Source organism: Corynebacterium sp. MSK019 (assembly GCF_030232425.1).
Lineage (GTDB): Bacteria > Actinomycetota > Actinomycetes > Mycobacteriales > Mycobacteriaceae > Corynebacterium > Corynebacterium jeikeium_D.
Map to the genome: position 1 here is coordinate 16807 of NZ_JASPJT010000001.1, position 22474 is coordinate 39280.

The following is a 22474-nucleotide window of genomic DNA, read 5'->3' on the forward strand; positions in this document are numbered from 1 at the left end:
TGCTCCGGTAAAGACCAGATTCGGACAAGTGCGTTGCCTAGAATTAGGAACATGAACACCTCGCTCCATCGATCTCAGCGCCAACGCTGTCTCTTTGGGGCTAGTAAGCGCAGAATTGCACTGAGCATGGTGCTCGGAATTTCTCTGATTGGCACTAGCGCGGGTGTGCTCGCTGGTTGCTCAGCGGTCGATGGGCTAGGTTCGATTGACTTCGGCTCCCCAGATTCTGACTCTTCTACGGTGAAGCGATTGCCTCCGGGGCAGGTAATTACGCAGACGCCATTCCCGGTCAATGCGCCCGCACGCGCACAGCGGGTCGTGTTTTCCTCCACAGGTGCACGCGACCACCGCCAAACAGCGGTGTCTGGTACCGTATTGCAGCCCTATGCCCGCTGGTCGGAGAAGTCCCCACGGCCGCTGGCGGTGATTGCGCCGGGGACTCTCGGGATGGCTGACAACTGTGCCAGTTCGGTTGCGCTGCGCTACGAAGCACCTCCGACGCCTCCGGCACCTCAGCTGCTGGCACAGGGATGGAATGTTGCCATCGTGGATTACCAGGGGCTCGGCACGCCCGGGGTACATCCGTACCTCAACCGTGAGGTTGCCGGGAATAACACGCTCGATATGGCACGAGCGACTATTGAAGCTTTACAACTACCTGCAGATACTCCCATTGCGCTCTTCGGCTACTCACAAGGCGGAGGTGCCACCGCTGCAGCCGCCGAGCTAGCCGATGAGTACGCCTCGGAGCTGAACATCCGCGCTGTCTACGCCGGGGCTATTCCGGCCGATCTCACCGACACTGCGCTACATATTCGCGGCTCGGCGCTGGCGGGACTCGTCGGTTACTTCATGAACGGCTTGATTGCAGAGTACCCAGAGACCAAAGAACCAATCGAGCGCATGCTGAGCCCGCTGGGGCAGGACTTCCTGAAGCTCACCGCCGATGAATGCATTGGCGCCACTGTCGAACGTTGGCCTCGCAATGACACCAAGGCATTTACGGCCAACGACTTGGGGATAGCGGAAAATCTGCGCTCGCCGGAGCTCTCCCCCGTCGTTCGACGCCACGTGGACGAGCAGGCTCTGGGCACAAAGACTCCCAGTATGCCCGTGTTCGTTACCCATAACGCATTGGATGATGTGTTACCAGTGACGTCGGCACGCGAGCTTGTGCAGAAGTGGCAAAAGGCCGGCGCCGACATCACCTACATGGAGGTCGACACTGACCTCGGTGATGGGACGCACGGCCTTGCCTACGTGCTCACCCACGAAGAGATGCTTGCGTGGGTGAATCAGAAAATGGGGTACTAGCGGCGACATTCGCCACTTTCCTCCATCTAGCAAATACAGCTACTTTTTCTTCCAGCGACCACGGAAGGTCAAGCCTTTGCCCAGTCGGACGGTGTAACCGCCACGGCTGTTAATGGTCACTGGACCGATACGCTTAGAACCAGAGACTCCCGAACCCGAGTAGTTCAGCCACGTGTCCTTGTCCAGGTTCTGCTTCTTGCGAAATTGAATCCCCATTTAGTTCTCTCCCTCGGAGTTATCAGATTCGGTCTCTGCCTCGGCAGTATCTTGATTGGCAGTACCTTTGATGTCGCCAGATACAAACGCTCAGGATACCGTCAGCACTGCCGAGAACGCCCGTCATCTTCCTCAGAATCGGCCAAGGCACCGCTCATCGGCATCAACGTTACCGACCTTGCCTCATATTGGTGAAGATAACTTCGCCTTGCAGATGTCATTGAACTCGCCGTCCCTGCGCCATAGATGCCTCAATCCGTTATTTGTGACCGCCCCTAGTGAGCTCATGAAACCGGCCACCGCCACAGCGTGCCGAACAATGACGACAGCTAGTTAGTGCAAACCACCCAAGGATGCGAATGGCTCCTCGGCCTGGATGTCGTGCAAGGGCACGCGCACCCAAGGCGAATCACTGTGTGCGAGCAGCTCGGTGAGCCGTTGCGATTGATCCTTCATCGCAGCGGTGACGTCGGGCTCACCATCACTCGCCCAAATCATTCGACCCCACCAGAAACTTGCGGCTACGTCAGCCCACGACACGAAGTAGCGCTGCAGCGCCGCCACGGCCTTGTCTGAAATCTGAAGGAACTCTTCTGGAGAGATCCACCCCAGCTCCGTTGCCGGGCCACCAACGTTGTGAACACGGATTATGTCCCATGCGCGAGTAGTGGCGGGCAGTGCCGGGGCCGCTGCTTTGGCAAAGCCCTCCGAGCGCAACATCCTTACGAGGTAGCGGAACTTACGTTCTCCACGACGCGGATCCGCGCCTTGGGCAATAAAGAAGTCTTTGAGGAACTCGACCTTTTCCTCCACTTCCACATCTAGCTCGCGCTCGGGGACGTCCTTCACGGCGTATGCGAGGGGTAAAACCAGGTCATCTTCCACGTGCTGGCCACCTTCGAGCAGAGCATCAATAACCTGATACGCTTCCTGTGCACCAGTGACCCCCCAGTTTTGCTCGAGAGAAGTTTTGTAGTACTTGGCCGCCCTTGCGTTGATGGCCTCAACCCCTAGCGGGGTCGCAAACGCCTTATTGCTCTTGTACACCATTGCCCAAGAGTGGCGGCGCACCTCATCTTTGCTCGGCGCCGGTTCCGGCCATGGGAACTTTGTAAGGCGGTAAATCCAAGTATCATCAAACTTTGCTGGCGTGAACGTTGAGCTCATATCCACACAACGTACCGAGGTTTCTGGCGCGGTTCCGCGGTGCCCCATCCATCACCCCTATGCTGGGGAATGATCTACGCCATAATTCAGCACACCCAGTCACAGTTTTTGATGTGTTGTTAGTCTCGTGTGCATGACAGGATCCCAAATTGCATTGACAGACCGGCCAGATCTCGGTGCTGCGCTTAAGCGTGCTGGCGATTCCGAGATTGTGCACGCTGCCGCCGAAGCCGTTATAGAAGGCCTTGGTGTCGACGAGATTGTGCTGGAAGCCGCCGCCACGAAAGCTAGCGGGGTGGACGGTGCCGCGTTTGTCACCAACCGCAGGATCCTCGTGACCGCCGATAAGAAGGATCCATCCCATTTTGAGTTCCTTGAACTTGACAACCTGGGCAACGTCACAGTTCTGCCTTACAAGGGCGGCTGGGCCGTCGTGGCCCAGCTCTACAACACATATAAAGTGTGGAGCGGTTTCACAGAAAAAGCTGCGAAACGTGTGCAATTTGCCGCCCAGTGGGCCCTGACCGCAGGCCGAGAGGCACGAACGGAGGCCTCGCGTGCAGTGTCGTCGACGGAGCTTTTTGAGCGATGGAAAGAAAACAAGCACCGTCTCAATCGCAATAGTTTGGAAGAGCTTGCAGAGTCGATGCGCTCCCTGTATTCCGACATTGATTCACGGTGGTGGACTGAATAATGATTCGACTTGCATACCCGGGTTCGCCCGACCGATTTAATGGGGCAGAAGACACATCACACATCGAGCAAAACCTGGCTATTGCGGAAAATGGCTATCGCCATTACATCAAGCATGGCTCGTTACTAGAAACTGGAGCATCTCCGGCAAATACGACTGCTATCTCCAGGTCAAACTCCAGTGCGGGCACGACAGGTGCTCAGGCCAGCGGCGCATCGAAAGGTCTCAGTGTAAAGAAGCAGCTATTACTCCTTCCCTTAGTGATAGCGGGCATCGTGGTGCTAGCGATTGCCTACGTTGCAGCTAAAGACGCGCTCTTTAGTGACAAGTCAGACGAGTCCGCTGCTCCCGCACAGTCCGCCGCTGAAGCACCTGCCGATCCCGGCGCTTCCAACGGTGGCGCTACCGGTGCCACTGGTGGGGATACCGCTGGCGGCCTCACCCCTGCCGACCACGCACCCGAACCGATTGCTAGTTTCGTGCGGGCCTGCACAGACTATGAAGTGGTGTTTAGCTACTATGGTGCGGATAATGCCCCCGCCCCACAGGCAATGGGTACCAACTGTTCCGTGGATACTACGAAGGCACCCGACGTTGGTTACGTAGTCTTCACCGATGACCCTGCCGCCACCGCCGCCGTTCGTGACGGCAAGCCCGTCTTGGATGCCGTTGAGATTCCGGCAGAATCAACGCGCGGTTCCACATTCAAGGCGCAGCGAGTGGAGTCCCTCATCACAGTTGCGGAAATCCTCCCAGAGGACCAGGGAATCGTTGAGTACATGATCAAAAATGATGACCCTGAAGTAGCAAAGAAAGCATTGGTCGACCTCGGCGTGGCCAAGTAGATCTACAACTCTCCGCGCTTTTAGGAAAGACCGCATATAGACACACTGCCGCCCCAGTTCCTCCCATAATGGAGTCGGAACTGGGGCGGCAGTGTTCGTTGGTACTGCTAGCGGCTAAACCTCTTAGAGCGGCTGGCCAGCACCCGCACCAGCCGGTGGCGGGTTGTGGCCGTCGTCATCGGAGTCGACCTCTGCCTCGGCAGCGGCTTGGTCAGCAGCACCTTCGATGTCGTCGGCTTCAACGCTCAGGGTGCCGTCAGCATTTCCGAGAACGTCCTTGTCTTCCTCGGAGTCAGCCAGAGCACCGCCGTCGGCATCAACGTTACCGGCCTTGCCCTTGTTGGTGAAGGTGAACTTCGCCTTGTCGACGTCCTTGGACTCGCCATCCCAGCCTTCGACATCGATGAAGACGGTCTCGCCGAGACCAACCTCACCGTAGAGAATCTTCTCGGAGAGCTGATCCTCAATCTCGCGCTGGATGGTACGACGCAGCGGACGGGCACCGAGCACCGGATCGAAGCCGCGCTTAGCCAGCAGGTTCTTGGCGCGGTCGGAAATCTCCATGGTGATGCGCTTCTCGCCGAGCTGGTCGCTGACGCGGGCCAGCATGAGGTCGACCATCTGAACAATCTCGGCCTGGCTCAGCTGCTTGAAGACCACAATCTCATCAATACGGTTCAGGAACTCCGGACGGAAGTGCTTCTTCAGCTCGTCGTGGACCTTGTCCTTCATCCGCTCGTACTTGCCGTCTTCATCGGCCTCGCCGACGCCCGAGAAGCCCATACCAACAGCCTTGGAAATGTCGCTGGTGCCCAGGTTCGAGGTGAAGATCAGAACCGTGTTCTTAAAGTCCACCACTCGCCCCTGAGAGTCAGTCAGACGACCGTCTTCCAGGACCTGCAGCAAGGTGTTGTAAATCTCCTTGTGAGCCTTCTCAATCTCGTCGAAAAGCACGACGGAGAACGGCTTGCGGCGCACCTTCTCGGTGAGCTGGCCGCCCTCTTCGTAGCCGACGTATCCGGGAGGAGCACCGAAGAGGCGCGAAGCGGTGAAGCGGTCGTGGAACTCACCCATGTCGATCTGAATGAGTGCGTCTTCCTCGCCAAAGAGGAACTCGGCCAGGGCCTTCGACAACTCGGTCTTACCAACACCGGACGGGCCGGCGAAGATAAACGAACCGGACGGACGCTTCGGGTCCTTCAGACCAGCGCGGGTACGACGAATAGCGCGGGAGACAGCACTGACGGCCTCTTCCTGACCGATGATGCGCTTGTGCAGCTCATCCTCCATGCGCAGCAGACGTGAGGACTCTTCCTCGGTGAGCTTGAACACCGGAATGCCAGTCCACGAAGCCAGGACCTCCGCAATCTGCTCCTCACCAATCTCAGCGATGGTATCGGACTCGCCCGCACGCCACTTCTTCTCGCGCTCGCGGCGCTCTTCGCCCAGCTTGCGCTCCTTGTCGCGCAGACCAGCTGCCTTCTCGAAGTCCTGCTCGTCGATGGCGGCTTCCTTCTGGCGACGCACATCGGCAATCTTGGAGTCAATCTCCTGCAGGTCAGCCGGGGCAGTCATGCGCTTGATGCGCATACGAGCACCGGCCTCATCGATCAGGTCAACAGCCTTATCCGGAAGGAAGCGGTCGTTGATGTAGCGATCCGAGAGGGTAGCTGCGGCAACCAGTGCCTTATCCGAGATGGAGACACGGTGGTGAGCCTCGTACTTATCTCGGACACCGCGCAGAATATCGATAGTGAGATCCACGCTCGGCTCCGGCACGTTCACCGGCTGGAAACGACGCTCAAGAGCGGCGTCCTTCTCGATGTGCTTACGGTACTCATCCAAAGTGGTAGCACCGATGGTCTGCAGCTCACCGCGAGCCAGCTTCGGCTTCAGAATCGAGGCCGCGTCAATTGCGCCCTCTGCAGCACCGGCACCGACCAGCGTGTGAATCTCGTCAATAAACAGGATGATGTCACCGCGCTGGTTAATCTCCTTGAGCACCTTCTTCAGACGCTCCTCGAAGTCACCGCGGTAACGGGAGCCCGCAACCAGCGAGCCCAGGTCGAGGGAGTAAAGCTGCTTATCCTTCAGCGTTTCCGGCACGCGGCCGTTGACAATGTCCAGAGCGAGACCCTCCACAACGGCGGTCTTACCGACGCCCGGCTCACCAATCAGAACAGGGTTGTTCTTGGTACGGCGAGAAAGGACCTGCATAATGCGCTCGATTTCCTTCTCACGGCCAATAACCGGATCCAGCTTGCCCTCGCGTGCAGCCACGGTCAGGTTACGACCGAACTGATCGAGCACCAGCGAACCGGACTGGTGGTTGCCTTCCTGCACACGAGCGCCGGAGGTGGCGCCGACCGGGCGCTGCTCCGGAGAACCATCGGACTCATCGCCCTGGAAACCGCTGAGCAGCTGAATAACCTGCTGACGTACGCGCGGCAGGTCAGCGCCGAGCTTAACCAGGACCTGAGCAGCAACACCTTCGCCCTCACGAATCAGGCCGAGCAGCAGGTGCTCCGTACCGATGTACTTGTGACCCAGCTGCAGAGCCTCGCGCAGAGAGTACTCCAGCACCTTCTTTGCACGCGGGGTAAACGGCACGTGACCGCTCGGCGGCTGGGAGCCACGACCAATAATGTCGACCACCTCAGAGCGCACAGCGTCCAGGGAAATACCCATGGACTCCAGCGCCTTGGCAGCCACACCGTCGCCTTCACTAATCAGGCCGAGCAGGATGTGCTCCGTGCCGATGTAATTGTGATTGAGCTCGCGTGCCTCATCCTGTGCCAGGACGACAACGCGACGTGCTCGGTCCGTAAACCTCTCGAACATCACTGCCCTTTCAAGTGTCTATTTTTGCCGTAATTCAATAAAGGTTGTTTCACCTAGCTTAAACGCGACGCGACACAGATTAATCCCTATAGCCGTACGCCAGTAGCGAACAGCCTGGTCGAGAGAGGTACAACGGCAGTTTCATCCTGGAACGGACGCCTAGTTGTTCACGCAATCGTCGTGGCCATCATCCCGGTCGCCATCATCGCGATTGTCACGATTGTCATCCCATTCGTCGTCATCATCGTCGTCATCGTGGACGTCACGATCATCACCCCGGTCGTCATCATCCCGGTCGTCATCATCGCGATCATCGCGATCATCGTCCAGCTCCTCAGTCGGCGTCACCGGAGTGGTCTCGACAGGTGCCGGATCGACGTCATCGCTATCGCCACAAGCTGCAAGACCGAAGGCCGCACCGGTTGCGACTGCTCCGACTACGGCGACTCGGGTCGCCGAAATACGTAGGAAAGTTTGATGCTTGAGACTGGACTTCATGGGTTCCCCTAAGTCATATCGGATGGCCTCACCCTCCACTACTGCGACGAGAGCGCAGTTGGATTGGAACATCTTTCAAGAACTTTTCCTAGAGAAATTACCTCAAAACGGAGACCCTAAGTGCGGCGACAACATTTCTCGAGACAGAAAAAGCCCCGCACTTTTGAACGTACTCCCTGGTCACGCCTCAGGTCTTCACAACTATTCGTTTCTGATAAAAAAATTTTGCAAAAAGCTACACAAAAGTGACCTAGGACACTTATTCTTACTGTAAAAGAAACTAAATCGGCGGTCCTACCGATGAGGTTTCGCCTGATTAGGCCTCTCCGAAGACCGCAGGACATGAACCACGGAAGATGAGTGACTATGACATCTAATCCACAGACCTCGATTTTCAATAAGGTGCGCAAAGCTTCGCGAGCTACCTCGGACCTCGTTCTCGGACTCGCACCGGTGACGCAGGCTGGCGTCCTCGGCTCGATGGGACCTGGCGCTGCTGGAAAGGCATTGAATTCCATCTACCGTTGGGACTTCCTGCCAGCTGGTCTCCTCGGCATTGCAGCCGGCCGCGACCCGCACCACACCGCGATTATTGATGACGGCGGCTCGCTGACCTACGAAGAACTGCACGAGCGCTCCACTGCCCTGGCTCGAGCACTCCGCCACGGTGATATTCAGCAGCGCGACCGCATCGGCGTGCTGTCTCGCAACCACCGCGGTTTCATTATGGCGCTGTGTGCCCACGGTCGCCTCGGCACCGACCTGGTACTGCTCAACACCGGCGCCTCTGCCGAGCAGACTCTGGCCGTGATTCGTGAGCAGAAGATTGACTTCCTGTTCATTGATGAGGAATTCACTCACATGTTGCCGGAGGACTTCGATGAGTGCCCGGTCGCAGTGTCGTGGTTCGAAAACTACGGTGACACCTCCTGTGTTCGCGAGGGCTGGACCTCCATGCAGGAGATGCTGAAGACGGCACCGCCGGCAAAGTGGCCAACCGCCGAGCTGCCAAGCCGTCCACGCCGTGGCCGCGTTATTATTCTGACTTCCGGAACCACCGGCACGCCAAAGGGTGCCAAGCGTCCGGAGCCGCGCAGCTGGATGCCGGCATCGTCCATCATGAGCCGCATTCCGCTGCGCCAGCGTCGCCCGGCTTACCTTGCGGCTCCGCTGTTCCACACCTGGGGATTCGCAACTGCACAGCTGTGCATCGCACTGCGTTCCACCATGATCATGCGCCGCAAGTTCGATCCGGCCGACAGTCTCCGCATTATCGAGCAGCACTCTCCGCACACCATCTTCCTGGTGCCGACCATGCTGCAGCGCATGATTGAGATTCTCCCGGAGAACTACGATATCGGCGCGACATCGCTGAAGGTCATCGCATCCTGTGGCTCGGCCATTCCGGAGGGAATTGTCACTAAGACCCTCGAGCGTTTCGGGCCGGTTCTCTACAACCAGTACGGCTCCACCGAGGTCAGCTGGGCAACTATTGCTACCCCGGATGAGCTCAAGGCAAACCCGACCACGGCAGGTCGCGCACCGCTGGGCACTCGTGTCCAGATTCTCGACGAAGACGGCAACCGCGTTGCCGACGGCGAGACCGGTCGAATCTTCGTGGGCAACAACATGTTGTACGAGGGCTACACCCGCCCCGGCGCGGACAAGCAGGTCATTGACGGCATGGTCTGTACCGGTGACCTGGGTCGCATGGAAAATGGCCTGCTCTACATCTCCGGTCGCGAGGACGACATGATTGTCTCCGGTGGCGAGAACGTCTTCCCACGTCAGACCGAAGATGCACTCAGCCAGCTCGAGGGTGTCCGCGAGTGCGCAGTCGCAGGTGTTCCGGATGAGCGCTTCGGTCAGGCCCTGGTCGCCTGGGTTGTCCGCGACGACTCCCCTGAGGGCCGTGCCCTGACTAATGAGCAGATTCGCACATATGTCAAGCAGCACCTCAGCCGATTCGCCGTGCCGCGCGAGACCGTGTTCCTCGATGAACTGCCACGCAATGCAGTCGGCAAGGTGGTTCCTCGCCACCTGCCGAAACCGTGGGAGAATGTCGCCGAGGAGAAGGTGGCTTAGGGCGCAGGGACCGTCGTAAAGCGAACGGCAGACACGAAAAGGACGCGGTAAAAACTTCCATTGTGGAAGTTACCGCGTCCTTTTTGCGTGCCCTAGGAAGAACTAGAGTGATTAGCCAGCGTTCAAAACACCGTAGTCCGTGACGGGCTCACGGAAAATCTCTTCGCCGTCCTGAGTCACGGTTACCGCATTCGGAGTGACGGTATACGTGTAGCCACCATTTTTCGCGACAGCACGGTTCCCGGAGAAACTATCTACTGTGTACGCATCCGGGGTATCCGAAATCTCACCGAAGTCACCAATGTAATGGCGCTGCTGGCGGTTATTGGAATTCTCACAAATCACGGCCTTACCCGAAGAAGTCTCCGCCAACACACGCGCGTAATACCCACCCGAGCAGCGAGCGGTACTGCCAACCCAACCTTTGGCATCGATATCATCGCGATTCATACCGAACGCGCGAAGACCAAAATTTCCCCGCTGCGTAGTGGTAGGAGCGCTGCTCTCCGGCTGCTTCGTCGTTTCCGGCTCGACGGTCTGGGTATAGGTTTCCGTGTACGTCTCCACCGGCGCCGGGGACGCAGTGCTTGACGACGAGTCCCCTGCCGCAACCGTATCGGGAGACTGCGGGGAATTATCGGAGGAATTATTCAGGTAGTACGCGCCACCGATACCGGCGACCGCTGCAAGTGCGACACCGACGATGCCCAAAACCACGTACAGACCGTTGTTGCTCTTCTGCTCAGGTACCGGAGCCTGCTGATAAGCCGGATACTGCTGGGGTGAACCTCCCTGGTTCGGCCCCTGCGACTGGTACTGGTACTGAGGCTGGTACTCGTCTTGAGCCCCACCCTGCGGCTGCTCCCAGGCAGATGTTGCATAACCGTCCTGCTCCCAATCCTGCGGGGAGGACGAACGCGGGTTGTACTGGTCGGTCATCGCTAAATTCCTTATTACTTCAGAGCCACACTTGTGCTCGGCCAATAACGTGGTGGCTTGCGACTTCGCCCACAGCGGAACTTGCCACTACGTATTTTCCATTAACACTATGCGTTGCCCAGCGTACCCTGCTAGAAGCTAGCACTAGCTCAGAGTGGCACTTTGTTCTTGAAGAAATTGACGTAGTTCCGATCGGAGATCTTTCCCAGCATAAACTCTGGCTCCAACCCGAACATCGACCAACGAGTCTTCGTTGACCAGGACAGAGACTGAGGTGTCGTAGTGCGGTGGTAGCTAATTTGGTAACCGTCAGTGTGAACTCGAATCTGTGTGTATCCACCCGGATAGCCGAGTGCCGCACCCCGCTCACAGAAGTCCGTATCCCCGTAGTCAGCGATACCACGGCGGCTGCGGTGCGTATGACCAGCGAACACGCCTTTGGCACCCGGCGTGGCGGCCAGAATCTCCTGAAAAATCTTGGCCTGCTGCGCCTCGACCATGAATGCCTCACCACCGAAATGCGAACGCACCGCATCCTGAGTAAACGGGTGATGCGCAAACAAAATTGTCGGACGCTCTGGATCGTCTGCGAGTTCGGCACGCAATGCACGCATCTGCCGCTCATTAATACGTCCACCTGCATAACCAAACTCGGCGGTATCAACACCGATGAGGCGCACTTCGCCGACGCGAGTCGACCAGTGCTGCTGCGTCGGCACAAGACGCTGGCTGAAGTAATCCGGAACCGCGGTCTTGCCTTTGCGGATTCCGCGTCCCCGGAAACCATTGATATTGGGTAGCCCGGGCGGGTGCACATCGTGATTACCACGGGTGACAAACCAGTTTTTCCCAAACTCACCGAAAGTATCCAAAACCCTGATGAGTTCGTCATACTCCTCAGGGCGGTTGCTATCCGTGCAATCGCCATTGATGACGAGAGTGTCTAACCCGGCAGCCTTTACCGTGTCCACCAGACCCTGCAATTGCATAGAGGCAAAAGGCTGCTCTCCCGGACCGGAGGAAAGACCGAGGTTGCCAATGCGAATGCCGTCATGATTGGGCTTACCAATGTGTGTGTCATTCGTCAGCGCGAACGTCGCCAAATGTGCACCCTCCAGCGCTGGCAGAGTGCTTACGACGCCTGTCTTCTCCGGTGCCGTTTTGCTCATGGTGATATTCAGCGACGGAACCGCGCGACAGTTGTGTGACCAGCACTCAAAGCGGTACTCCCGTCCCGGCTCCAACCCGTCAATGACCACATGGTGGTAGCCCGACTCTGAGTACCCCTCGTGCACGAGCTCTAACTGCGTTGAATCCGCAGGACCAAGCAGCACCCGCTCATCCGAAGGAACGGTCGGCTTAATGAAGCCATACGCTGTCTGCACTCCCGGAGCATATGTTGCCCATGTAAATGCCACTGACGTGTCTGTGACAGTGATGACCTCCAAGTCGCTAGCCAGTACCTGCCACGACTTGGAATCCGACTGGGTAAGCCCCAGACCCGACGTGACGTACTCAAGGCCGTACGCTCCCGAGGTTTTCGCGACGGCCATTGAACTTGCAGCAAGAGTTGCAACAGAGAGGTAGGCCCGGCGGGAAATGCTCATGGCAAATAAGCCTAGAACCTAAAGATGAAAACTAGATGAACTCTCCCTCTAATCTCAGAAAAATAGGAACGCAACGACAAGAGACACACGGCCAAAACAGCGCAAAATAAAACACCGCCTACCAAGTCATGGCAGGACGGTGTTTTAGGAAAATGTGGCTTGAGCATCTTTGTGAGCTTTTACCGGCTCACCAGTATGTAGATTGCTCTGAAACTGTAACTACTTCAGTTCCTTGGAGGACAGGCCCAGGGTGCGGCGAGCAACGACCAGCTGCTGAATCTGCTGGGTACCTTCGAAGATGTCCAGGATCTTGACGTCGCGGGACCACTTCTCCAGCAGATTACGCTCAGAGTAACCGAAGGTACCTGCCAGCTGAACGGCACGGAGGCAAATCTCGGTGCCTGCACGGCCGGCCTTGGCCTTACACTCGGAAGCTTCCAGAGTGTTCGGCTGCTTGTTGTCAGCCATCCACGCAGCGCGCAGAGCCAGGAGGTATGCAGCCTCCCAATCGGACTCCAGCTTCAGGTACTCAGCTGCAGCAGCGCTCTGGGTGTGTGCCGGTGCATCGTAGTCAATCTCGATGCCAGCCTCTTCCAGGATGCGACGCAGCTCTTCCAGCGAAGCACGGGAGACGCCGATGGCCATACCCGCAACCAGCGGACGAGTGTTGTCGAAGGTCGCCATTGCGCCGGCGAAGGACTTCTTAACATCAATGTCCGGGGAACCCAGCAGGTTCTCCTTCGGAACGCGGACATTGTCCAGGCGGAGCACTGCGGTATCCGAGGAACGAATACCCAGCTTCTCCTCCAGGCGCTCAACGGTGAAGCCCGGAGTGCCCTTCTTCACCAGGAAGGACTTGATGGCAGCACGGCCCTTGGACTTGTCCAGGGTCGCCCACACAACGACGGAGTCGGAACGCTCACCAGCAGTGACGAAGATCTTCTCACCGTTGATGACGTACTCATCACCATCGAGCTTGGCGGTGGTGGAAACTGCGGAGGAGTCAGAACCGAAGGACGGCTCGGTAATTGCCATGGAAGCCCAGGTCTTACCGAAAGCCTCCAGCTGCTCATCGGTAGCAACAGCTGCGATAGCTGCGTTACCTAGACCCTGGTACGGCAGGGACAGGGTCAGACCCACGTCACCCCAGCAGGTCTCAATAACGTTGAGCAGCGAAGCCATGTTGCCACCGTTTTTTACACCGGTGCGCTTCGGCTTCTTATCGTCACCACGTCCACCGGAAGCACCGGAGAAGCCACGGCCACCATCTGCCATGCCGTCCATCATGGAGGCAAGGGTGTCGAGTTCCTTCGGGTACTCGTGCTCAGCGAGATCGTACTTACGGGAAATCGGTCGGAAGATCTCAGCGGCGGCCTGATGCGACTGGGACGCGCCCGCCTTGAGGAACTTCGGCAGTTCGAGGTTAATCATTTTCTTTCCTCTTAATTCTTTTCGGCTGAAGTATCTAGCGGTTTACAGAACGACGATGCCTTCGGCGACACCAATTGCGCGGAGGTCACGGTACCAACGCTCAACCGGGTGCTCCTTGGTGAAGCCGTGGCCACCGAGCAGCTGCACACCGTCGGAACCAATCTTCATACCCTTTTCAGTGGCGAAGGTCTTAGCCAGAGCTGCCTCGCGAGCGAAGCCGCGACCCTGGTCAGCGCGGGAAGCACCGCGGAGAGTAATCATGCGGAGACCATCGAGCTCAATCTTGATGTCGGCGACCATGAAGGCCACTGCCTGGCGGTGGGAAATCGGCTCGCCGAATGCCTGACGCTCATTGACGTAAGGAATGACGTAGTCGAGAACTGCCTGAGAAGTACCCATTGCAAGAGCTGCCCAGCCGAGGCGGGAACGACGCAGAATGTCGAGGTATGCCTCTTCACGGTCTGCAGCCGAGGTGCTAGCGCCGCCGAGAATGTTCTCGGCCGGAACCTTGACATCCTTCAGGATGACGCGACCCATTGCGGCACCGCGCAGACCCATGGACGGGTCAGCCTCAACGTGGAGACCTTCAGTGTCGGACTCAACGATAACCAGAGCCGGCTTACCCTCGAGCTCAACACCGATGATGAACAGCTCAGCTGCGCCGGCGTTCGGAACGAAGGACTTAACACCGTTGAGGACCAGCGAATCGCCCTCGCGCTTTGCGGTGGTTTCAGGCTTGCGTGCGTCGAAAAGCGGGCGCGGCTCTGCGAGAACAACAGCGGCGGCCGGGACGTTCTCGCCAGCGAATGCCGGCAGGTAGGTCTTCTGCTGCGAGTCGGAGCCGTGAGCGGTCAGGGTGGCAGCGACACCGGCCGGAGCCAGCACTGCCAGAGCCAGACCCATGTCACCGTAGGACAGAGCCTCCGCGACCAGCGCGTTGGTGGTGACGTCCTCGCCGGTAGCGATGCCCTCGAAAGCCTCCGGGACGTTGATCATAGTGACGCCCAGCTCAGAAGCCTCAGAGACGAGATTCTCCGGGGGAGTTGCCTCGTGGTCGGACTTGTAAGCAGCCTCGCGCAAGCGCGACTCAGCAAACTCCTTAACCGTCTCGACGATCATCTGCTGATCCTCGGTCGGGGTGAGGTCGAAGAGCTTCTTTGCCTTCTCCTCGGCTGCGGCCTCCTGTGCAGCCTGGGCTTCCTCAGCCGGACGCTCCGGCTTACCGGAACCGGAAATCTTCTTAAACTGACGGTTCGCGGCACCAAGGGTCTTAAAACCGGACTTGGTGGACTGGTACACCACGCGGTCGATCTTTGGCTGAAGGTCGTACTTCTGGGCGAAGTCCGAACCAGTAATCGACGTGATGAACCGCATTGCCGCTCCGATAGCGTCGCGACCAGGGTTATTGCGGCCGACAGTCGAATCTTCGCGGTTCTTCTTCTCGCTCATGTGATCATGGCCTTTCGAGTCAGAACTATTACTGGCATAACAATAAAACAATCACGTGACCGTTGTCACAAGAATTGAAAAAACATTGCCAAGTAACAGAAAACTTTCAGGCTTCTAACTTGTCAGGCGATAACGCGGTTAACAACGTAGTTGCGATCAGAGAGCTCACCAAGCAGAGCCTCGGGCTCGAAACCGTACATCGCCCAACGGGCACGCGCAGTCCACGCAAGCGCATCTTCGCTGCTCAAACGGTGAAAGTTAACCTGGTAGCCACCGGAGTAGACATGCAGCAGTGTGTAGCCACCGGGGTATGCTTTGCACGCGCCGGTCTCCAAATAATCAACGCCGGCCCCAACATCACCGCGAGTACGCTTTGCACGGTGGGTGTGACCTGCCCCCGCAAAGAATACACCCGGAGCGTCGTTAAGCATCTGCTGCAAGCGTCGTGCATCAGCGCTGTTGAGAATGAAGGTGGGCCCGGCAGCATGTGTCCAACCAGCCTCGGAGGTAATTGGGTGATGAGCCAGCACAACTGTCGGCTTACTTGGGTCACGCTGCAATTCCCGCTCCAGTGCATCGAACTGTTCCGGGCTAATTTCGCCGCCGGACTCATCCAACTTCGATGAATCCAGCCCTATGACACGGACCGGCCCCTGCTGAGTGACCCACAGTTCCTGCCGCGGACGCCCCAGGAGAACACCGAAGGGATCGCGATGATTCTCGGTACCCTCCAAAACCGGGAATTCGTCGTAGCCAGCAGATGGATCGGCATCCGGCTTATGCGGACGATCATGATTGCCGCGGGTGACAAACCACTGCCGCTCCTGAGCACCAAAAGTATTCATAATCTCGGCAAATCGACGCACCTCCGCCGGACGTGCTTCCGACGTGGCATCACCGTTGACGAAAACCTTTTCAATCCCCATCCCCCGCAGCTCGGCGAGCGCAGCCGTCAGCATGACCTCGGGATACGGCGCGGCACCCGGTTCAGAAAAGACAGGAGCGGGGAAATCGCCGGTGATAATACCGTGCCCATTTTCGCCAATATGCGCGTCATTAAGGATGGCAATCGTGGTCAGGTACTCCCCTTCCGGAGCGACCAACGTCGTGAACTGTCCAGTTTGCTCGGGTGCATTGGGGAGGTTTCGGGTAATTAATCCCGGCTCGGCGACCAGTCCATTCGATCGACATTCGAAACGGTACGTGGTTCCAGGGCGCAGCTTATCGACGGTCACAAAGTGGTAGCCAACCTGCGTCTCGTCCTTATGTACCACGGGTAGCTCGCCGCCCTCATCGGCATCGACTGGCACTAGCGCAACTTCAGTGTCGGCCGGCGCCAGTGGAGCCAGCTTCCCCCACGCTGGATGTGGGCCTGCATACGTCGCCCACGAAAATGTCACCGACGTATCGGTCACGGTCACGACTTCCAGGTCCGTCACAACAAGGCCGCTGGTCAACCCGGTGAATGGAAACGGCGACTGGTTCGGGGCCGCCGATGCAACTGCTCGCGTCCCGACGCTATTGACGGCAACCGCTACAGCCCCCGCACCCGCTACTGCTCCCAAGCGCAATACGGATCGCCGATCAATTTTCTTATTCCCATTTACCGAATTCACGGGTGAAGAAATTACGGGATAAAAATAATCCCGGTGATAACACCGGGATAACTACACATGAATTCAGTCGCTTACGCTTCCGGCTTCACGATCGGGAACAGCACGGTTTCGCGAATGCCAAGGCCGGTCAGGGCCATCAGCAGGCGGTCAATGCCCATGCCCACACCGGTCGTCGGCGGCATGCCCTGCTCCATTGCGTGCAGGAAGTCCTCATCCAGAACCATGGCCTCGTCGTCGCCGCCAGCGGCCAGTCGCGCCTGATCCTCAAAGCGCTCACGCTGGACAACCGGGTCAACCAGCTCGGAGTAGCCGGTAGCCAGCTCGAAGCCACGGACGTAAAGATCCCACTTCTCGGTCACGCCAGGCTTGGAGCGGTGCTGACGAGTCAGCGGAGAGGTCTCGACCGGGAAGTCGCGGACAAAGATAGGACCGTCGAGCTGGTCTTCACAGAGCAGCTCCCAGATTTCCTCAACCAGCTTGCCGTGGCCCCAGCCGCCCTTCTCCGGAACCTCAAGGCCAATCACATCGGCGATTGCCTTGAGCTCCTCGACGGTCGAGTCAATAGTGACTTCCGGCTGACCAGGGAACTTGCGAGCAAGTGCCTCGTTCAGCGACGGGTACATCTCAATCTGCTTCCACTCGCCGCCAAAGTCGAACTCCGTACCGTCGGCAAGCGTAACAGTCGTCGAACCGAAGACCGCGACGCAGATTTCCTGAATGACCTCGCGGACGGTGCGGGCGGAGTCATCGTAGGTGCCGAATGCCTCGTAGTACTCCAGCATCGCGAACTCCGGGCTGTGCGAGGAGTCGATACCCTCGTTGCGGAAGTTACGGTTGATCTCAAAGACTCGCTCCATACCGCCGACGACGCAGCGCTTGAGGAAAAGCTCCGGCGCGATACGCAGGTAGAGATCGATGTCCAAAGCGTTGGAATGAGTCACGAACGGACGTGCAGCTGCACCGCCGTGCAGAGTCTGCAGCATCGGGGTTTCGACCTCGAGGAAACCGCGACGCTCAAGTGCGTGGCGCAGCTCGCGGATGACCTTGATGCGAGTCAGTGCGTTAGTACGAGCCTGCTCACGCATAATCAGGTCCGTGTAGCGGTGACGCACGCGGCTGTCCTCGGACAGATCAGCGAACGACACCGGCAGCGGACGCAGAGCCTTCGAGGCCATCTGCCACTCGGTAGCCATCACAGACAACTCGCCGCGGCGCGAAGAAATTACGCGGCCAGTAATGAGGACGAAGTCGCCCATATCTACGTCCGACTTCCAAGCAGCCAGGGCGTCCTCGCCGACCTCAGCCTTGGAAAGCATGGCCTGCAGGGTCGTGCCGTCACCCTCCTGCAGAGCGGCAAAGCAGAGCTTGCCGGTGTTACGAATAAACATGACACGACCAATGACGGTCACGACATCCTGAGTCTCCTCGCCAGCCTCGAGGTGGCCCCACTCTTCACGGACATCCTTGAGAGAGTGAGTACGGGGAACCTCAACCGGGTACGGCTGAATTCCAGCCTCGAGCAGGCGGTCACGCTTCTCGCGGCGAATGCGCAGCTGCTCAGGAACGGTGGCGGTGTTTTCAGGGGTCTTCTTCGCGTCAGTCACGGCTATAAAGGTTAGCCGACTACACCGCCGACCTGCTAGTTGAGTGCCCTTTAGACGCCAATCTTCTTGCCATCAGTGCGTACAACCTGAACGACGGCCGGGCGTGGCTGCTCCTTGCCGCCGTCCGGCCAGTGCGAGGTCGGGTTGGTGGTCGGGTCCGGGTTGTCGCCGACTGGATGACCCTGATCCGTCTCGATTTCGCCCGGGTGCTGGACGTTGACCATCACGCGGTTGGAGAAGATCTGCGGACCACAGGTCTCTGCAGCAACCGGAACAGTCAGGAAGCACTTGGTCTCACCACGACGCTCGCCTTCGACGGCAACGGCGAAAAGGCCGTCGTTGGAGTCCAGCGCGTTGCCGTCGGTGGAAACCCACAGGTTGCCGTACTCGTCAAAGGCGACGTTGTCCGGGCAGGAAATTGGCGAGACCGATTCCTTGTCGAAGCCACCGAAGTAGGTGTAAGCCTCGTTCGGGTCACCACAGACCAGCAGGAGGTTCCACTTGCCCTTGGTACCGGCGTGGTCATCTTCCATCTCCAGAACAAGGCCATTCTTGTTCTCGGTGATTGGTGCGACCTCGACGGCGTCGGCAAGCGGGCGCCCTGCACCATCCTTGCGTTCCTTGCCCTTGTCGTCCTTCGCGCCCGCCTTACCGCGGTACTTGTTGTTGGTCAGCGCCGCGTAGACCTTACCGGTCTTCGGAGACGGCTCGATATCCTCCGGGCGGTCCATACGGGTCGCACCGACCTTGTCACCGGCGATGCGGGTGTAGATGCAGACCTCTTCGGCGGTCATGCCATCAACGTGGGACTCGTGCTTGCCGTCTGCCTTGGCGGTCATCAGCGGAAGCCACTCAATGTCACCGTCGAAACGGCCGTCCTTCGGCAGCTCACCGGAGCCGTCAATCTCGGACTCGGAATTACCGTTGAACTTACCGACGTAGAGAGTGCCCTCGGACAGAATGCCCATGTTGTGCTTGAGGTCCCCCTCCTTAATCTTGCGGGAGGAGACGAACTTGTAGATGTATTCGAAACGCTCGTCGTCGCCGGAGTAGCACACGACCGTGCCGTCGTCGGTGACGTAAATCTGACCGGCTTCATGCTTGAAACGGCCCACTGCGGTGTGCTTGACCGGGGTGGAGTTCGGGTCAGATGGGTCAATCTCTACCAGCCAGAAGAAGCGGTTCGGCTCGTTCGGCTCCTTGGAGACATCGAAGCGGTCGTAGTACTTCTCCCACGCGCGGTCGGACAGCTCTTCATTCTTGACCGAGTAGCGCTTGAGCTTCTTAACTGCGTCCTCGTCCTTGAGCTTGCCAACGTTGCCGAAGTACTGGTCAACGTTCTCCTCACCGGACAGGTAGGTACCCCACGGAGTAACACCACCGGAGCAGTTGTTCAAAGTTCCCTCGACCTTCATACCGGTCGGGTCAGCCTTGGTCTTCAGCAGATCGTGACCAGCAGCCGGGCCGTCAACTGTGAATTCGGTGAAGCCAGTGATGCGACGGTTACGCTTGTCGCTGAGAATTGGCTTCAGGAATCCCTTGTCATCCTCTTCCACAGCAAGGATGGTCTGGCCGTGGGCAGCCAGTCCGATGTCGACCTGCTCCTTAGTGGCATCTTCTTTCTTGTAGGCACGGAACATCATCGGCTCGGTGGTGTACTCGTGCGAGCAAACGTACAGCAGTGTGCCGTCTTCAGCCTTAATCAGGCCAGCGAAGTCATTGTTGAAGCCGAACTGCTTCAGCTGGTTTTCCGGAGTCTGCTTGTCAAAGTCGAACTCCGGGCCACCCTCGTGGATTGGGTCGCCCCAGCGAATCAGAACATTCTGCTCGTAGCCGTCCGGGATAACGACTGCGTCTTCCGTGTTCGGCTTGACGGCTTCGAAACGCATACCCTCCGGCGATTCGTCCTTGCTACCGTCACCGGCAGCAGCGGTACCGGAGGCGTCGGAGCCACCTGCGGCGCTGCCCGAATCATCAGAGGAGCAAGCGGCCAGCACGGCGCCACCGCCGACCGCAAGAGCACTAGCACCAGTGACCTTCAGTGCCGCGCGACGGGAGAATGCGCGCTGGGAGAACGCCTCCTTCGCAACATCACCGAAGTACTGGTTGTCCGAGAACTCGTTCGGAGCATCGTCAGCACAGGCATTACCACACTTGTAAGTGCAGGTCAGAGAGCTGCGAGAGGTAGCAAAAGGATTTGTCAGCAGATTCTTGCCAATACGAACCACGGGGAGACCGCCTTTGTATAGCTTCGACTAGGTGAGGAAATGGAAAACTAAAACTTTTAGATCCTCTAAGAAGCTAAGGACGTTGCGTTACCTTTCGGTTTCTAAAAATCAACTCGCCAATGAGCTTTAGCTGACGGTCTAATGACTTGCGCTTTAACGCAAAGTGAACACCCTGGTGTTGCGGTTCTCCGGCTCGACTCTTCTCTCCAACTACGCAGTCGAGCCCCAGCTCTGCGGGCTACGTGGACTAGCCCTGGTTCTCCGGGCTACGCGGATTCTTCAAATCAGAACCCTCCGGCACATCCGCCGGGTCATTGCCACTTTCCAGAATCTTGTTGTCCTCATCGACGAAGATGACATTCGGCTTGTACGTACGCGCCTCAGCGTCATCCATCATTCCGTAGCCGATGATAATAACCAGATCACCCGGCGATATCAGACGAGCGGCGGCACCATTGATAGAAATGATGCCCGAGCCGCGCTCTCCGGTAATGCAGTAAGTAGTAAGCCGGTTGCCATTATTGATATCGACGATGTCGACGGCTTCACCTTCAAGCAGGTCGGCCGCTTCCATCAAATCAGCGTCAATCGTGCACGATCCAACGTAGTGAAGATCAGCCTGAGTCACCGTGGCACGGTGAATCTTGGACTTCAACATAGTGCGAAACATGAAAAAGGTAGGTCCCTTCCTGGATTCGTCCCCTGGATGCTTGCCTACCGCGGCACCCCTTAGCGTGGCAGGTTGTTAGTCGGCACACTATAATACGACAACTTCCCAGCCACGAAAAACTACTTCGAAAAGCCGTCCTACTCGCTGTCCTGCTCAACGCCAAAGCCGGCGTTCTTCAGGTTTTCTTTGCTGGACTCATCTTTCAGGCGGGCATCCCGAGCAGCGCGGACCTTTTCCTGCAGCTCAGCCAACTCAGCAGCCTCTTGCTCAGTCAGCTCGCCGTCCAGCCCCGCAGCCGACAGGGCCGCTGACGCAATTTCGGCGTCCTTCTGCCCGAGCTGCCCGAAACCGTTTGCCGAATCCGGGCGCGGCGCACCCAGAATCAAGCCAACATTATCAATGAGACGAGTAGTGCCGACCTTCGCAGCAACCAGCAGGCGAGCTTCAGTCTCCTGGCCGTCGCCGCGCAACGCCTCGTCGGAAAGCGGGGCGAGCGCAGCGTCACGCAGCTCCAAGTAATCCAACTCGACTTCAGGCTGGCTGGCGAGCACACCACGCGCGGTTTCCAGCACAGCATCCGCACCACGGTCCGCGACAAAAGCACCAGCAGTCAGCGCGGCGGACAGGGTTACTGCGAGATTGCGCTGCTCCTCGGACAGATAGCGGTTGCGGGAGCTCATAGCCAACCCGTCGGCCTCGCGAATCACCGGTACACCGTGCAACTGCACCGGCATATTCAGGTCAGTGACCATCTGCTGCATCAGGCACAGCTGCTGGTAGTCCTTCTCACCAAAAACGGCATCAGTGCAGTTGGTGATGTTGAAAAGCTTGTTGACCACCGTCAACGCACCGGCAAAGTGCCCCGGGCGAGTAGCACCTTCGAGCTCCGAAGCCAGCGGCCCCGGCTGCACCGTCGTGCGGAAACCGTTGGGGTACATCTCCTTCGCGTTCGGCGCAAAGACCAGCTCAGCACCGACAGCGCGGAGCTTCTCAACGTCTTCCTCCAGAGTCCGCGGGTAGGCGTCAAAGTCCTCCCCCTCACCGAACTGCAGAGGATTGACGAAAATCGACACCACCACAACAGCGCGCGGCAGCGTCTTCGCGGCCTGTACTAGTTCAAGGTGCCCCTGGTGTAGCGCACCCATCGTAGGTACGAGCACCACCGGCCGCCCGGTCTTCCGCAACGCACGGGTGACCTGCGCGATTCCCGCAATAGTCTTGTGAACAGTTGTCTCTCCGGCGGTATAACCCGTCATGTTTCCTCCGCGTT

At 58.2% G+C, this 22474-nt stretch carries 16 protein-coding genes and 1 pseudogene; 4 read left to right on the forward strand and 13 right to left on the reverse strand.

Annotated features, from left to right (window positions below; genetic code table 11):
* Positions 1 to 126 precede the first annotated feature (126 nt).
* A complete protein-coding gene (locus QP982_RS00090) occupies positions 127 to 1314 on the forward strand; it encodes a lipase family protein (protein ID WP_284870024.1) in 1188 nt (395 codons plus the stop codon).
* 39 nt (positions 1315 to 1353) lie between these two features.
* Here QP982_RS00090 and QP982_RS00095 read toward each other — a convergent pair whose 3' ends face one another.
* Together QP982_RS00095 and QP982_RS00100 are read right to left on the reverse strand one after the other, a co-directional pair.
* Entirely contained in the window at positions 1354 to 1530 is a 177-nt protein-coding gene (locus QP982_RS00095; protein ID WP_005510144.1) for a hypothetical protein, read from the reverse strand.
* A gap of 333 nt (positions 1531 to 1863) precedes the next feature.
* Positions 1864 to 2697 carry a DUF1266 domain-containing protein gene (locus QP982_RS00100; RefSeq protein WP_187400235.1) on the reverse strand — a complete coding sequence of 278 codons (834 nt, stop codon included), beginning with the start codon at positions 2695 to 2697 and terminating at the stop codon, positions 1864 to 1866.
* Positions 2698 to 2830: 133 nt separating this feature from the next.
* Between QP982_RS00100 and QP982_RS00105 the strand changes: the two genes are divergently transcribed.
* Both QP982_RS00105 and QP982_RS00110 read left to right on the forward strand, forming a co-directional pair.
* Positions 2831 to 3391 (forward strand): hypothetical protein, encoded by a 561-nt coding sequence (locus QP982_RS00105; protein ID WP_187400234.1) that lies wholly within the window; start codon positions 2831 to 2833, stop codon positions 3389 to 3391.
* A complete protein-coding gene (locus QP982_RS00110) occupies positions 3391 to 4236 on the forward strand; it encodes a hypothetical protein (RefSeq protein WP_284870025.1) in 846 nt (281 codons plus the stop codon). The genes QP982_RS00105 and QP982_RS00110 overlap by 1 nt, the downstream gene beginning before the upstream one ends.
* 123 nt (positions 4237 to 4359) lie before the next feature.
* Here the strand turns inward: QP982_RS00110 and QP982_RS00115 are convergent, their stop codons facing one another.
* A complete protein-coding gene (locus tag QP982_RS00115) occupies positions 4360 to 7077 on the reverse strand; it encodes an ATP-dependent Clp protease ATP-binding subunit (protein WP_284870026.1) in 2718 nt (905 codons plus the stop codon).
* Positions 7078 to 7236: 159 nt separating this feature from the next.
* Positions 7237 to 7647: a hypothetical protein gene (locus QP982_RS00120; protein WP_284870027.1), complete on the reverse strand. Its 411-nt coding sequence runs from the start codon at positions 7645 to 7647 to the stop codon at positions 7237 to 7239.
* A gap of 294 nt (positions 7648 to 7941) precedes the next feature.
* Here QP982_RS00120 and QP982_RS00125 point away from each other — a divergent pair, with 294 nt between their 5' ends.
* Positions 7942 to 9660: an AMP-binding protein gene (locus QP982_RS00125; protein ID WP_284870028.1), complete on the forward strand. Its 1719-nt coding sequence runs from the start codon at positions 7942 to 7944 to the stop codon at positions 9658 to 9660.
* A gap of 111 nt (positions 9661 to 9771) precedes the next feature.
* Here QP982_RS00125 and QP982_RS00130 read toward each other — a convergent pair whose 3' ends face one another.
* The 9 genes and pseudogenes from QP982_RS00130 to panC all read right to left on the reverse strand — a co-directional run.
* A complete protein-coding gene (locus tag QP982_RS00130) occupies positions 9772 to 10599 on the reverse strand; it encodes a hypothetical protein (protein ID WP_038626626.1) in 828 nt (275 codons plus the stop codon).
* 149 nt (positions 10600 to 10748) lie between these two features.
* Positions 10749 to 12206 carry a purple acid phosphatase family protein gene (locus QP982_RS00135; RefSeq protein WP_048731772.1) on the reverse strand — a complete coding sequence of 486 codons (1458 nt, stop codon included), beginning with the start codon at positions 12204 to 12206 and terminating at the stop codon, positions 10749 to 10751.
* Positions 12207 to 12425: 219 nt separating this feature from the next.
* Positions 12426 to 13637 carry an acyl-CoA dehydrogenase family protein gene (locus QP982_RS00140; RefSeq protein ID WP_016421475.1) on the reverse strand — a complete coding sequence of 404 codons (1212 nt, stop codon included), beginning with the start codon at positions 13635 to 13637 and terminating at the stop codon, positions 12426 to 12428.
* Positions 13638 to 13679: 42 nt separating this feature from the next.
* Positions 13680 to 15086 (reverse strand): acyl-CoA dehydrogenase family protein, encoded by a 1407-nt coding sequence (locus QP982_RS00145; RefSeq protein ID WP_048731769.1) that lies wholly within the window; start codon positions 15084 to 15086, stop codon positions 13680 to 13682.
* Between the two features lie 122 nt (positions 15087 to 15208).
* Positions 15209 to 16702, reverse strand: coding sequence for a metallophosphoesterase family protein (locus tag QP982_RS00150; protein ID WP_284870029.1), 1494 nt, complete (start codon positions 16700 to 16702; stop codon positions 15209 to 15211).
* Between the two features lie 71 nt (positions 16703 to 16773).
* A complete protein-coding gene (lysS, locus tag QP982_RS00155) occupies positions 16774 to 18306 on the reverse strand; it encodes a lysine--tRNA ligase (protein WP_016421478.1) in 1533 nt (510 codons plus the stop codon).
* Between the two features lie 50 nt (positions 18307 to 18356).
* The gene (locus tag QP982_RS00160; RefSeq protein ID WP_049171890.1) at positions 18357 to 20534 is read right to left on the reverse strand and encodes a PhoX family protein; all 2178 of its coding nucleotides are present in this window, start codon (positions 20532 to 20534) and stop codon (positions 18357 to 18359) included.
* A 247-nt stretch (positions 20535 to 20781) separates the two neighbouring features.
* Positions 20782 to 21204, reverse strand: a complete 423-nt coding sequence (gene panD, locus QP982_RS00165; RefSeq protein ID WP_016421480.1) for an aspartate 1-decarboxylase — start codon at positions 21202 to 21204, stop codon at positions 20782 to 20784.
* A gap of 314 nt (positions 21205 to 21518) precedes the next feature.
* A pseudogene (panC, locus tag QP982_RS00170) lies at positions 21519 to 22460 on the reverse strand (pantoate--beta-alanine ligase); the annotation flags it as partial.
* Positions 22461 to 22474 lie beyond the last annotated feature (14 nt).